This is a genomic window from Arthrobacter sp. 10N43 (genome assembly GCF_056394525.1).
In genome coordinates this window covers 403,172-415,207 of the sequence record NZ_JBFTIA010000001.1, presented here as the reverse complement: position 1 = coordinate 415,207, position 12,036 = coordinate 403,172, and the positions used below count along the sequence as shown (strand labels likewise).

Sequence of the window (12,036 nt, the reverse complement as noted above, 5' to 3'; positions counted from 1 at the left end):
AACCGGCTACCTCGCGTAATGCCCGATGGATTGAAGCAGAACCTGACGCGGCGGGACCGCACAAGATCCTCCAGCCGCGGAGACCGGGCAGGCCAATTAGTGCAGCGAAAAACACGTCAGGTAACTCTGCGATTCACACCCCTAGGCGCCCCACCGGCCAGTTGTCGGCCCGCCAGGGTTCCGGAACAAGTACGAAAGGATCTCGATGCGCTGCTGGACCGCCTCACCACGTTCCTACACTCCTTACTCACATGCGTCAGGGAGTACGGGAGGCAAACTTTTTAGGACCATACAAGGAACACGACCATAAGCACCGACTGCACCGCACTGAGCGTCCCGGCCGGCCTTCCAGAGCAGGCCAAGAGGGTTCGTTTGCGCCATGGCGACACTTTCATGTTCCAATTCCAAGGTTCTATTCGGGGGCGAAGCGGCGTCAGCGTAGCTCCCGTTGCGTAGGTCAAGTGCCGTTGGCCGCCGCTCCAGCGTGGGCCACACCTGTTGTCCCGAGCGCCCGATTTCGGTGCAAACACGGACCAGGCCACGCTGAGAACCGCTGACACCCCAACCCTGATGCCGGATCAATATACGACGGTTCTGCTGCCTCGCCGGCGGGACGATGATGCCTCCTTCTTCAAGGTATGCCCATGCATGTCGCACAGTATTGTCGAGAAAGCTTCATCTGCGACGCGACCTGGGTTTCGGGCGGTAGTTCATGCATCACCCACTTGTATGCGTTGTCGGCAGTGCTCCACGGCGTGAGCGGCTGCGTGAGGGCGTTGCGTGGCTGATGATGCCGACCAACTTGTGGTCAGCAATGACCGGGAGCCGCCGGACCTGGGCCTTGGCGACGATTTGGTTGTGCGCACAGCCGTGGGGTTCAGCTGGAGGTGGCAGGCCGGTCGGGGCGGGCCAAGTCGGCCTGGATCGCGCGGATGATCGACGCGAGGACTCCGGTAGCGAGAAGTCCTGGCCCCAGCGGACCGGCGGAATTTCCCCCCAGCGGTGGCAAGCGCCGAAGCGCTGACCGGGCTTCGGCGCTCATGTGCTCCAGTTGCCAGTTGACCTCGTCGTCGACCCTCTGGGGCCGATCGGGCGCCGCCAGTCCGGCCGCTTTCGCGGCATACGCGGCTGCCCCCAAGGCGTGTGCGCCCATGTGGGCGACGGCTGCGGCTTGCGTGGCGGACCGGGCGGCAGCCACCGCAGCAGGGCTGTTCACCTCGCGTGCGGCACGGCCGGCAATAAACCGCCGGCGGATCTCTTCGGCGGCACTGAGCTCACCGCGAGCGAAGGCCCGGGCCCTGGCGATGGCGTCGCGGGGGCGGCCATCTGCCGGCGCCTCTGCCTCAAATAGGGCCACGACACGCTCGGCGCAGTCCGCGGCCCAAGACGCGACGACGCGGCGCTCGGCCTCGCTTAGCGTCTGCGGAGAAGCCATATCGGTAGCGTACACAGGGCTTGCAGACCGTTCCCCTTAAGCGACGCCAAGCGCGACACGCAGCCCTGAGAAACGGCAGCTACGGAGCGCCGGGCTCACCCTCGCCTTCAAGAATGGGCGCATGGCAGAGTCGAGGTCCAGGTTCACCGCTGGGGGGCGAGGCGCGATGAAGCAGCGGGCCAAGGAGCTAAAGGGACAGCAAAGCGCCGCCGAGGCCTTACAGTCGGTTCCCGACAAAATCGCGTCACTTGACGAGCCGGACAAGACAAGCGCTGAGCGCATTCAGGCGATCGTCATGGGGGGGCGCACCGTCGGTGGCCCCGAAGGCGGCACCTTAGGGCGGTGACGTGGACCTACTCCTGGCGGCTGAAGACAGTTTCTCCATCCAGCCAAGTCGATTCGATCGGGAGGTCAAGGAGGTCGTCGGCGGAAACCCGAAGGGGATCGTCGGCCCATATCGCGAGATCTGCCCTGCTCCCGGGCCGGATGGTTCCCTGGTCATGGTCTCCTTGAGCCGCTGCGGCCCAGACCGAGAAGCCCTTGAGCGCTTCGAGCGCCGTCAGCCTTTGTGAAGGTTCGAAGACAGGCGCATCGGTCCGGCCTGGGATGCGGCGCAGGCGTGCCCATGCCATGCCGATGCGCGCGTCGTACTGAGCCACCGGCCAATCCGAGCCCAGCGCAACCGGAGCGCCCGCATCGATGACGTCACGGATCCTCCAGGCCCGTTTCGATCGCTCTGCTCCCAGGCGGCTGGACCAAGAATCGGATCCGTCCGCCTTTCGCCACTGCATGTGCAGGGGCTGCATCGACGCGGTGATTCCTGCCGTGGAAAGACGTGCCAGGTCCCTGTCTGCCAGGCATTCCAGGTGCTCGATCCGGTGCGGAGCTCCCCGCCGGGACCGCACGCCGGCCGAGACGTATGCGTCGATCGCAGCACCGATGGCTCGATCACCGATAGCGTGCGTCGCGATTTGAAATCCTGCGTCGCCATATTGTTTGACGGTTGCAGCATAGTCAGCCGGATCTGGCCAAAATGATTTCAGACCGCCGCCCAACATATCCGGTTCATAAAGCCAGCCGGTTCCCGTATCGATAACGCCATCAAGGATGAGTTTGACGAGCCCACCGCGCCAGCGGCGCCCCTGTCGGTCCTTCGACAAGAGGTAAGACCGTGCCTCTTCAGCGGTCAGGCCAGGCCTGTGCTCGAGTGCGGAAACCAGCCTGACGGGCAAACCCGATCCGGTGCTATCGATCTTGTCGATGAAATCGAGCGAAGCAAGGTCCCCATCCATGATCGTGCCTGAGGTAATGCCGGTTCTCGACAGGCAAGAAATCAGCTGCCGTGCCCTCTCAACGGCCTGCGCTGCAGACAGAGCCGGCGCGGTGGCTCCAACCAATTCGAAGGCAGTGGATTCCCGCAACTCCCCGGTTGGGTTGCCGGCTTCGTCAACAACAATCTCTGAAGTATCGCAAAACCGACGCCCACCTGTGATGCCACTCAATCTCAGGGCCTCTTTGCTCGCCAGTGCCGTATGAAGATCAAACAGGAGAATGTACGCCGGCAGGCCGTAGACCGCCTCCTCAATCAGGTCAGCGGCTATTCGCCGTCCTTCAAAGACGCCGTAGTCAAGGTTCCATCCCCTGACCCACTCCGTTGAGTTCTCCGAAAGCACTCTGGCTGCTTCGGTGCGCAGGGCGGCGAGGAAGCCGTCGAACGTTGACACCGGGCCGAAATCGACACCGACCGTGATTTCCGAACCCTGGATGGGATGAATGTGCCCGTCAATGAGCCCGGGCGTGATTGTCTGGCCGTTCGCATCGTGCACGTGGGTGCGTGGACCCCGGTGCTCGCGAAGAAGGTGTTGGCCGCCAGCTGCGAGGATCCTGCCGTTCGCGATGACAATTGTGCTGACAGACGGTTGTTGTGCGTCAAGGGTATGCACGTTTGCATTGAAGATGACTGTGTCCGCGGATTTGAGGTTATTGGGCATCAGACTTCCCGTGATCTTGAATGTTGGGTATGGGCCTAGAGTGTCGGCGGCAAGGGCCGCACCGCTTCACAGCGGCCGCCAGCAGGCGGGTGCGGATGAGATCGTGCTGTCCATGGTCGTTTCTGGCAACGAGTGCGCACCTCCGGGGCCGGAGGTGCGCACTCGTTGTGGTGGGGCGCGCGGCCGTGGAAGGAAGCGGTCAGGCCGTTGAGGCGCTGAGCTGGTTCACGCGTGAATCGTCCGGGGCCGGGGTGCTCCACGCCGGGGGTTGGAAGTGTGCGCCGCCGTACATCGGGTAGCGCAGGATTCCTTGCTGGTCGTGGAGTTGTGCCCAGGGCCGGTTGATGCCGTGGGTTCCGTAGCGGCGGACCTGTGTGACCCGGTCGAGGTCGAGGACTCCGTAGAGGATTTCCTCGCCTCCTCTGGCGTGCTGCATGATGGTGCCTTCCGGGTCCACGATGACGCTTTCTCCGACTGCTGACGGGTCGGCGCCGTTGATGTTGACGACGTAGACCTGGTTGGCGAAGGCGTTGGCCCGGGACATCACGATTTCCATTTCCCTGTCCCGGGTGGTGGTGAGGGTGGGCTGGATGATGACTTCGGCGCCGAGCCATGCCAGTTGCCTGGCGACCTCGGGAAAGCTTCCATCGAAGCAGATGGCTAGGCCTACGCGTCCCCTGTCGGGGATGTCGAAGGTCACGAACGAGTCGCCCGGCGTCGTTGTTTCGAACGGGCGCCAGGGAAAGAGCTTCCGGTACCGGGCCACGATCTCGCCATCGGGGGAGACGGCGATTGCCGTGTTGTAGGTGTTTCCGCCGTCGGTTTCCAGCAGGGATCCGGGCACGAGCCAGACCCCCAGACGGCGGGCCAGGTCCGCGATCCGGTCGGTGAGCGCGCTGGGGATGGGGCCGGCGGAGCGGGTTTCGCCCTCTGGGTCCGGGATCAGGAATTCCCCAGGTGCCGCGAGCAGAAGTTCGGGTGCGACGATGATGTCGACCTCAGGACCGAGCTCTTTGGCGGTTTCGGCCTGGGCAGCGAAGCGTTCCCACGTTGCTTCGACGTCGTAAGGAACGGGTTTCGTCTGGATTGCTGCAATGGATAGGACGCGCATTTATGCCTCGGTTTCGCTGCTCAGGATGGATTGCAGTTCGTTGCGGGTGGAAAAAGTTCCCCGGGGAATTGTTTGCCCGGTGAAGTAGGGCCGGAGTCTGGGGCGGATGATGGCAATGACCAGAACGCCCAGGGCGAGCGCGCCGATTCCGATCCAGAACACGGTTCCGATGCCGAGCCAGGAGAGCCCGGCGTATTCGGGGGACAACATATCGACGGCGCTGTACGCAAACGCTCCCGTCATCAGGAGGGCGCCCAGGCCCGGGAGGATGCCCTTCAGGACGAGGGCGGAGGCGGAGGTGCGCATCTGCGGAGCGAAATACACGACACAGGCCAGCGCCGTCGCGGCATAGTAGGCGGCGATCATCAGGCCGACTGAAAGTATGGCCAGGCCGATGAAGTCGGCGCTGATCGCTGTCAGAACCACTGTCACGGCAATGCTCAGGAGCGCCCACCAGATGATTGACGTCGTCGGTGTCCCCCTGGAGGGATGCATCTTCGTGGTCGCCGCGGGCAGCGCGCCGTACGTTCCCATGCTGAGCCAGGACCGGGGATTGCTAATCGCGACGGTCATCAGCGCCGCCAATGCCGAGATGCCGACGGCGAGGATGATGACCTGCCCGAAGAGGCCGCCGGTGGCCTGGGGGCCGAGCACGGACAGGACGTCCGAGACGGTCGCGGGATCTGTGATGCCGGCCGTCCCTGCATATCCAACGGCGGCCGTCGCGGTCACGACGTAGAAGAACAGAAGGATCACGGTGGTGATGACCACGGCCCGCCCTGGTGTTCCCTTGCGGTCGGTCGTTTCCTCATTGACCGCTATCAGCGCGTCCCAGCCCCAGTAGATGAACAGGCACAGGATGACGCCGTGGACCAGGCCGGAGAGATCGCCGGAAGCAAATGGATTGAACCAGTCCAGCCCTGGCTGCTCCGCACCCTCCGCCGAGGTGCCGGCGGCTATGGCGACAAAGGCCCCGATGCAGAAACCGCCCAGGGCAATCAGCTGCAAGGCAATCAGCGCGTATTGAAGCCACGCCGAGAGTTCAATCCCCCTGGCCGCCACGACGCCGCTCAGTGCGATCAGCCCGCACGCGATGGCGGCGACGATGACCGGTTGGGAGGCTGCCCAGCCCAGTCCCAGGAAGGTCAGCAGATAGGTCGTGGCAACCTGAGCCAGGGCCGCGCCGGCGATGAAAGTGGCAACCTGGGGGACCCAGCCACCGAAAAACCAGCCCGCCCACGGTCCGAAGACCCGCGAGATCCACACGAAAACCCCGCCGCAGTCAGGCATTTGCCGATTGAGATCCCGGAAGGCGAAGGCCGTGAACAGGATAGGCACGAACCCTAGAAGGAACGCCGCCGGTGTGCTCGACCCGACCGCCAGGACAACGAAGCCCAGCGTCACTGCCAGGCTGTACGCCGGGGCCACAGCGGCCAGACCCAATGCCACTGTCGGGCCGATGCCGATCGATCCGGCCTTTAGTCCCTTGCTTGCAGCGGCAGCCGGAAGGGCGGGGGGTGGAACGGTGGGGGGTGGAAGGGGATGTGACACGGAGACTCCTCATCGAATCAAAGTTATTTGAATCACATTCAAATTTGAATGCCATTCAATACGGGTCTAGACTCGTTGTCAATAGGCATCGGGCCAAAGGGGGAGTGGCAAATGGCAGACATCAGCAAGAGGGAATGGCGACGCCGGGAGATCGCGTCCGCAGCACAGGCCGTCGCCGCACGTGACGGCGCGGAAGCGGCGACGCTGCGCGCGATTGCGGCGGAGGCAGGCATGGCTCCCAACGCCGTGCTGTATTACTACGGAAGCCTGGCCGAAATCACGGCAGCAGCCGTCCAGGCGGCTTCCGCCAGATTTCTCGCGCGGCTGTCGGAGGCGGCGGACCCCGGCTTGAGTCCGACCGCCAGGCTCGCCGCCGTCGTCAGCGCCGGCACGACGGCGGGGCTGGAAGACGATGCTTTCCGGATTCTTTACGAATACTGGACTCATTCGCTCAGGGACGGGGAGCACCGGCGGATCCAAACGGAACAGACCCGCACTCAGCAACGGATCTACGAACGGATCATTGCCGATGGAGTGCGGGCCGGTGAGTTTTTTCCCGTCCTTGAACCGGCGAAGATTGCGCGGACCCTGGTGGCCCAGGAAGACGGCCTGGTCATGGACGTTCTCGCCGGCACCGCCAGCAGCGAGGACGTGCTTGACCTGGTCGCCAGTCTCGCCTCGGCCCTTCTGGGCCTCGGCCGCGACACGCTCCTCGATCACATTCGAAGTCTCGCCTTCTCCCGTCCCGGCCAAACGCGGCTGGATCGTCCGCCAGCACAAGCTGTCGAACATCGTCCGAGCGCAGGTGGATGAGACCAAGGCCCGTTCCAGTCGCGGCCGCGTGCTTCCGGGCATCCACCGCCCCGGCCAAGGATGCATCCAATGCCAATGCCGGGTGATCGGGTCGGCATTCTTCGGAGGCGTCGCTCAGTGAATTGTCCGGCCCGAAGTCATCAGCGAAGCTGCGCCAGACAGTTTCATCTGGAAGCCCATCGGAGTTGACATCAATCTCCGAATGCAAAGGCGGTGTCACCCGTGGGCGCTTCACGTGCGAGCTCATGTCCTGCCTGCGTGTCGCGATTCATCAGGGGGCGAAGCCGTCCGCTATGTCCAGCACGGTGTCGAGGATGGCCAGGCCTGTCTGGGTGTCTTCGACGCTGGTGTTGCATGGAGGCACCACATGGATGCGGTTGGAGCTCGCGAACGGGAGCAGGCCGCGGGATTTGCAGGCCGCCACGAGCTGGTTCATTTCCGGGCTTGATCCGCCGTACGGTGCCAGAGGTTCGCGGGTCTGGCGGTCCTTGACGAGTTCGATCGCCCAAAAGACGCCCGTACCGCGGACTTCCCCGACCGAGACGTGGTTTTCGGCGAATCCGCGGAGGGCCGGGCCGATGACAGTCTCCCCGAGGTGTTCCGCGTGTTGGACGATCTGTTCGTTCTCCATCGCGTTGATGGTGGCCACGGCTGCTGCCGCCGCCAGCGGATGGCCAGAGTAGGTCAGGCCGCCGGGGTAGACTCGCTTGCCGAATGTGGCGGCGATCTTCGGGCTGATGGCTACGCCGCCCATCGGAACGTAGCCGGAGTTCACGCCCTTGGCGAAGGTCAGCAGGTCCGGGGCGACATCGAAGTGCTCGACGGCGAACCATGCCCCGGTGCGGCCGAAACCGGACATTACTTCGTCGGCGATGAAGACGATGCCGTGCCGTGTGCAGAGCTCCCGGACGCCCTGCATGTATCCGGGAGGTGGCATGTAGATCCCGGCTGTGCCCGGCACGCTTTCCACGATGAGTGCGGCGATGGTGGCCGGGCCCTCGAAGCTGATTAACTGTTCCAGATGTTCCAGCGCACGCTGGCTTTCCTCCTCCTGGGTCGTGGAGTGAAAGGCGGTGCGGTAGAGGTACGGCGGGAAGAAGTGCACGGTGCCGGCGCTGGCGGTGTCGCTTGCCCAGCGGCGCGGATCCCCGGTGAGGTTCACGGCGAGCTGGGTACCGCCATGGTACGAGCGGTAGGCCGAGAGGACCTTGTGGCGGCCCGTGTGGAGCCGGGCCATGCGTACGGCGTGCTCGTTGGCGTCGGCCCCGCCGTTGGTGAAAAAGATCTTGTCCAGTTCGCTGGGGGTGCGGCCGGCAATCAGGCGTGCGGCTTCGGAGCGGGCGTCGTTGACGTAACTCGGCGCGATCGTACACAGCTTGGTCGCCTGCGCGGCGATGGCGGCCACGACGGCGGGGTGCTGGTGGCCGATATTGGTGTTAACCAGCTGCGAGGAGAAGTCCAGGTACTTGTTGCCGTCCCCGTCCCAGACATATGAGCCTTCGGCCGCGGAAATGACCATAGGGTCGATGAGGTCTTGGGCGGACCATGAATGGAAGACGTGGCGGCGGTCCAGCTCATAGGCTCGGCGTGCGTTATCGAGTTGGGTCTGTCCGAACAACGGTTCGGATTCAACAATGGAAGTCATGATTTGTCCTTACGTTGAAGAGGCAATTAGGCGTTCTGCGGGAAGCCGAGGTTGATGCCGCCGTGGCTGGGATCGAGCCAGCGGGCAGTCACGACCTTGCCCCGTGTGAAGAATCCGACCCCTTCGGTGCCGTGGGCGTGCGTGTCGCCGAAGAGCGAGTTCTTCCAGCCGCCGAAGGAGTAGTAGGCCATCGGGACCGGGACAGGGACGTTGATGCCCACCATGCCGACCTCGACCTCGTTTTCGAAGCGGCGGGCGGCGCCGCCGTCGTTGGTGAAGATCGCGGTGCCGTTGCCGTATGGGTTGGATTTGATCGTCTCGAGGGCATGGTCGTAGCTGTCCACGCGGACCACGGAGAGGACCGGGCCGAAGATCTCGTCGGTGTAGATGGACATGTCGGTGGTGACGTTGTCGAAGAGCGTGGGACCAACAAAGAAGCCCTCGCCCTCGGCGTCGGCGGCAATGTTGCGGCCGTCGACGACGAGCGTGGCGCCGGCCGACTCGCCGGCGTCGATGTAGCCGGCTACTTTGTCCCGGTGCTGGGCCGTCACGAGCGGGCCCATGTCGCAGCGGCGCAGTCCGTCGCCGGTGCGGAGTGAGGCTGCTCGTTCGGCGATCTTGCCGACTAGTTCGTCCGCGATGTCGCCAACGGCGAGGAGCGCGGAGATGGCCATGCAACGTTCACCTGCGGAGCCGAAGCCGGCATTGATGGCGGCGTCCGCGGCGAGGTCGAGATCGGCGTCGGGCAGCACGATCATGTGGTTCTTGGCGCCTCCGAGGGCCTGGACGCGCTTGCCGTTGGCGGTGGCGGTCTCATAGACGTACTTGGCGATCGGCGTGGAGCCCACGAAGGAGACAGCCTTGATGTCCGGGTGGGTCAGCAGGGCGTCGACGGCCACCTTGTCGCCGTGCAGGACATTGAAGACACCGTCGGGCAGCCCGGCTTCCTTCCAGAGTTCGGCCATCCAGTTGATGGCCGTGGGGTCTTTTTCGCTGGGCTTGATAACGACGGTGTTTCCGGCGGCAATGGCCAGGGGGAAGAACCACATGGGCACCATGGCCGGGAAGTTGAACGGGCTGATGATGGCGACCGGTCCGAGAGCCTGACGGACGGAATGAACGTCCACGTTGGTGGAGGCGTTGGCCGTATAGCTGCCCTTGAGCAGGTGCGGGATGCCGCAGGCGAACTCCACGACCTCCTGGCCCCGGGTCACTTCCCCGAGGGCGTCATCCAGGACCTTGCCATGCTCGGATGTGATGATGGCCGCGAGCTCGCCTTTGCGGGCATTGAGCAGTTCGCGAAAGGCGAAGAGGACCTGGGTCCGACGGGCTAAAGAGGTGTCCCGCCAAGCCGGGAAGGCGGCTTTGGCCGCGGCGACAGCGTCGTTGCTTTCAGCCACGCTGGCCAGGGCAACCTGGCCTGTCACTTTTCCCGTGGCGGGGTTCGTGACGGGGGCCGTGCGGTCCCCGGCGGGGACGTAGGTGCCGTTGATCCAGTGTTCGATGGTGTTCATGGATTTCTCCTCTGTGCCGTTGTGCCGCGCCGTTTGCGGCGTGCTGTGCGTCTAGTCTGTCCGCGGCTGCGCAGCACCATAAGGGGCGGTATGTAAAGAAAAGGGCCAGCTGGATTACACTCTGTAAATGCTGCCAACAGTGCGAACCATCCTCGACCTCCCCGTTATTCGTGCTGCGGGCGCCAGCGTCCTGGGTGGTTCAGCCGGTTTGGGCGCGCCTGTGCGCTGGGTCCACGTCAGTGAGATCCTCGATGTTTCCGGCTTGCTGGCCGGGGGCGAGCTGGTGCTCACCACCGGTCTTGAGCTGGAAAAGGAACCCGGCCTCACGGGGTCGTTCATCAGATCCTTGGAGGAAGCCGCAGCCGCCGCGTTGATCGTCGAACTTGTCGGAAACAGGGAACACAGCTTGGCCGCCCTGCGTGCTGCGGCCAAGGAGACCTCGCTTCCGGTGATTGTCCTTGAGCGGCGGGTGCGGTTCGTGGAGATCACGGAGGTCGCCCACCGAATGATCGTGGCGGAGCAGCTCGAACGCGTGGAGCGCGCCAGGGATGTCCATGAGGCTTTCACGATCCTGAGCCTGGAAAGCGCGGGGAGCCAGCAGGTTGTGGAGCAGGCGGCGATGATGATCGACGCCCCGGTTGTCCTGGAGGACCTCTCTCACCTGGTCCTCAGCCACTCCGCCCGGCAGCTGGACACGGCCGAACTCTTGGAAGACTGGGAGCGCAGGTCCCGAACAACTCCATCGCCGGCTTCGACGGCGCGGACCGGGCCGGAGCAATGGCTTCAGACCCCGGTGGGTGTGCGCCGAAATCTGTGGGGCCGGCTGATTGTGCCGGTGCCGGTCAACGACGACGAGACGGCCGCTATGGTACTGGAGCGCGCGGCACAGACCCTTGCCATTAACCGCCTCGCGGATCGGGACCGGCTGGAAGTGAGCCAACGGGCCCAGGCAGGTCTACTCAACGCCTTGCGCCAGCCCCGCGGAATGAGCGCCGCCGAAGCCCTGGCGCGCGCCGCATCCCTGGGGCTGAAGCGGTCGCCGCTCTACGTGCCCGTGGTGTTCCGGACCACCCCAGCTCAGCAGGCCGCCGCGCACGGCGCAACGCTTCTGGCCGGCGATCCGCTCGCCGGCCAGCGGGAGGAACGGGAACTGCTGGAGCTCTTGGTCCGGACGCTCAAGACAAGCTCCGGCACAGCCTTGACGGGCAGCATCCGATCGGGTTCGATCGGCATGATTCTCGGCGTGCCGGCACGCCAGCTCCAGGACGCGGTGCTTCAGCACCTTGCCCTGGCTGTTGCTGAGAAGGCGCGTCCTTCCGGAGACGCGGGGGCCGGGGCGGCGTCGCGCTGGACCATCGGCGTCGGGCGCCCCGCCAGTTCTCTCCTCGAGGCCGCCGCGGGCATCGACGAAGCGGCCCACGTCGCCGAGACGGCGGCTACCCTGCGCGACGGCGGAAAATTGTTCTACCGAGCCACGGATGTCCGGCTCCGGGGGCTCCTGGCCCTGCTTCGTCACGACCCGCGTGTTCAGCAGTTCGTCGAATCGGAGCTGGCGTCCCTCCTCACGACGGAAGCCCGGGGCCAGAGCGGTCAGCTGGAACTGCTCGGGAAGTATTTGGAATCCGGGGGCAACAAGACGGCGATGGCCCGTAGCGGCTATCTGAGCCGTCCTACGCTCTACGCGAGGCTGGCCAAACTGGAAGAAGTGCTTGCAGTGGATCTCGACGACGCTGAATCCAGGACGTCCCTACACGTCGCACTCTTGCTGCACCGCCTGCGGGGCCTCTAGCAGCCGAATCTCCGTCCCAGGCAACTGGGACACGCTGCGGTACGCCTTGAGGACGGCCGAGCAACATGCCCTGAAGAAAATACCGGCGTCAGCGAGCTGTGAGTAGGGCACGACACCTGTGCTTTTATCGGCGTTTGGGCAGCGAATTCCCGGTGACAGTTGATGTATCTCCCATCGCCCGAACCTT

Annotated in this window: 9 protein-coding genes; 3 read left to right on the top strand and 6 right to left on the bottom strand. The window is 64.5% G+C overall.

Translation table 11 applies throughout. The features are described 5' to 3' along the window. Nucleotides 1-877 precede the first annotated feature (877 nt). Nucleotides 878-1,435 (bottom strand): putative immunity protein, encoded by a 558-nt coding sequence (locus AC1DDO_RS01855; protein WP_476866518.1) that lies wholly within the window; start codon nt 1,433-1,435, stop codon nt 878-880. A gap of 166 nt (nt 1,436-1,601) precedes the next feature. Here AC1DDO_RS01855 and AC1DDO_RS01850 point away from each other — a divergent pair, with 166 nt between their 5' ends. After that, the gene (locus tag AC1DDO_RS01850; protein ID WP_476866517.1) at nt 1,602-1,781 is read left to right on the top strand and encodes a hypothetical protein; all 180 of its coding nucleotides are present in this window, start codon (nt 1,602-1,604) and stop codon (nt 1,779-1,781) included. Nucleotides 1,782-1,788: 7 nt separating this feature from the next. Here the strand turns inward: AC1DDO_RS01850 and AC1DDO_RS01845 are convergent, their stop codons facing one another. The 3 genes from AC1DDO_RS01845 to AC1DDO_RS01835 form a co-directional block, all read right to left on the bottom strand. Continuing rightward, entirely contained in the window at nt 1,789-3,426 is a 1,638-nt protein-coding gene (locus AC1DDO_RS01845; protein ID WP_476866516.1) for an amidohydrolase, read from the bottom strand. 199 nt (nt 3,427-3,625) lie between these two features. Then, complete coding sequence (locus AC1DDO_RS01840; protein WP_476866515.1) at nt 3,626-4,537, bottom strand: carbon-nitrogen hydrolase family protein; 912 nt, start codon at nt 4,535-4,537, stop codon at nt 3,626-3,628. Continuing rightward, on the bottom strand, nt 4,538-6,088 hold the full coding sequence (locus AC1DDO_RS01835; RefSeq protein WP_476866514.1) for an APC family permease: 1,551 nt from the start codon (nt 6,086-6,088) through the stop codon (nt 4,538-4,540). A 111-nt stretch (nt 6,089-6,199) separates the two neighbouring features. On the opposite strand from AC1DDO_RS01835, the gene AC1DDO_RS01830 reads away from it, so the two are divergent. After that, complete coding sequence (locus tag AC1DDO_RS01830) at nt 6,200-6,901, top strand: TetR/AcrR family transcriptional regulator (RefSeq protein ID WP_476971296.1); 702 nt, start codon at nt 6,200-6,202, stop codon at nt 6,899-6,901. A gap of 271 nt (nt 6,902-7,172) precedes the next feature. On the opposite strand, the gene AC1DDO_RS01825 is transcribed toward AC1DDO_RS01830, so the two are convergent. After that, complete coding sequence (locus tag AC1DDO_RS01825; RefSeq protein ID WP_476866512.1) at nt 7,173-8,546, bottom strand: aminotransferase class III-fold pyridoxal phosphate-dependent enzyme; 1,374 nt, start codon at nt 8,544-8,546, stop codon at nt 7,173-7,175. Nucleotides 8,547-8,572: 26 nt separating this feature from the next. Beyond that, complete coding sequence (locus AC1DDO_RS01820; protein WP_476866511.1) at nt 8,573-10,060, bottom strand: CoA-acylating methylmalonate-semialdehyde dehydrogenase; 1,488 nt, start codon at nt 10,058-10,060, stop codon at nt 8,573-8,575. 127 nt (nt 10,061-10,187) lie between these two features. Between AC1DDO_RS01820 and AC1DDO_RS01815 the strand changes: the two genes are divergently transcribed. Beyond that, nucleotides 10,188-11,849 (top strand): PucR family transcriptional regulator, encoded by a 1,662-nt coding sequence (locus AC1DDO_RS01815; RefSeq protein WP_476866510.1) that lies wholly within the window; start codon nt 10,188-10,190, stop codon nt 11,847-11,849. Nucleotides 11,850-12,036: the final 187 nt, after the last annotated feature.

What these genes read in the sequence shown, in the direction of transcription:
- AC1DDO_RS01845 (WP_476866516.1), bottom strand. Translation starts at nt 3,426, where the DNA reads ATGCCCAATAACCTCAAATCCGCGGACACAGTCATCTTCAATGCAAAC.
- AC1DDO_RS01815 (WP_476866510.1), top strand. Translation starts at nt 10,188, where the DNA reads ATGCTGCCAACAGTGCGAACCATCCTCGACCTCCCCGTTATTCGTGCT.
- AC1DDO_RS01825 (WP_476866512.1), bottom strand. Translation starts at nt 8,546, where the DNA reads ATGACTTCCATTGTTGAATCCGAACCGTTGTTCGGACAGACCCAACTC.
- AC1DDO_RS01850 (WP_476866517.1), top strand. Translation starts at nt 1,602, where the DNA reads ATGAAGCAGCGGGCCAAGGAGCTAAAGGGACAGCAAAGCGCCGCCGAG.
- AC1DDO_RS01830 (WP_476971296.1), top strand. Translation starts at nt 6,200, where the DNA reads ATGGCAGACATCAGCAAGAGGGAATGGCGACGCCGGGAGATCGCGTCC.
- AC1DDO_RS01820 (WP_476866511.1), bottom strand. Translation starts at nt 10,060, where the DNA reads ATGAACACCATCGAACACTGGATCAACGGCACCTACGTCCCCGCCGGG.
- AC1DDO_RS01855 (WP_476866518.1), bottom strand. Translation starts at nt 1,435, where the DNA reads ATGGCTTCTCCGCAGACGCTAAGCGAGGCCGAGCGCCGCGTCGTCGCG.
- AC1DDO_RS01840 (WP_476866515.1), bottom strand. Translation starts at nt 4,537, where the DNA reads ATGCGCGTCCTATCCATTGCAGCAATCCAGACGAAACCCGTTCCTTAC.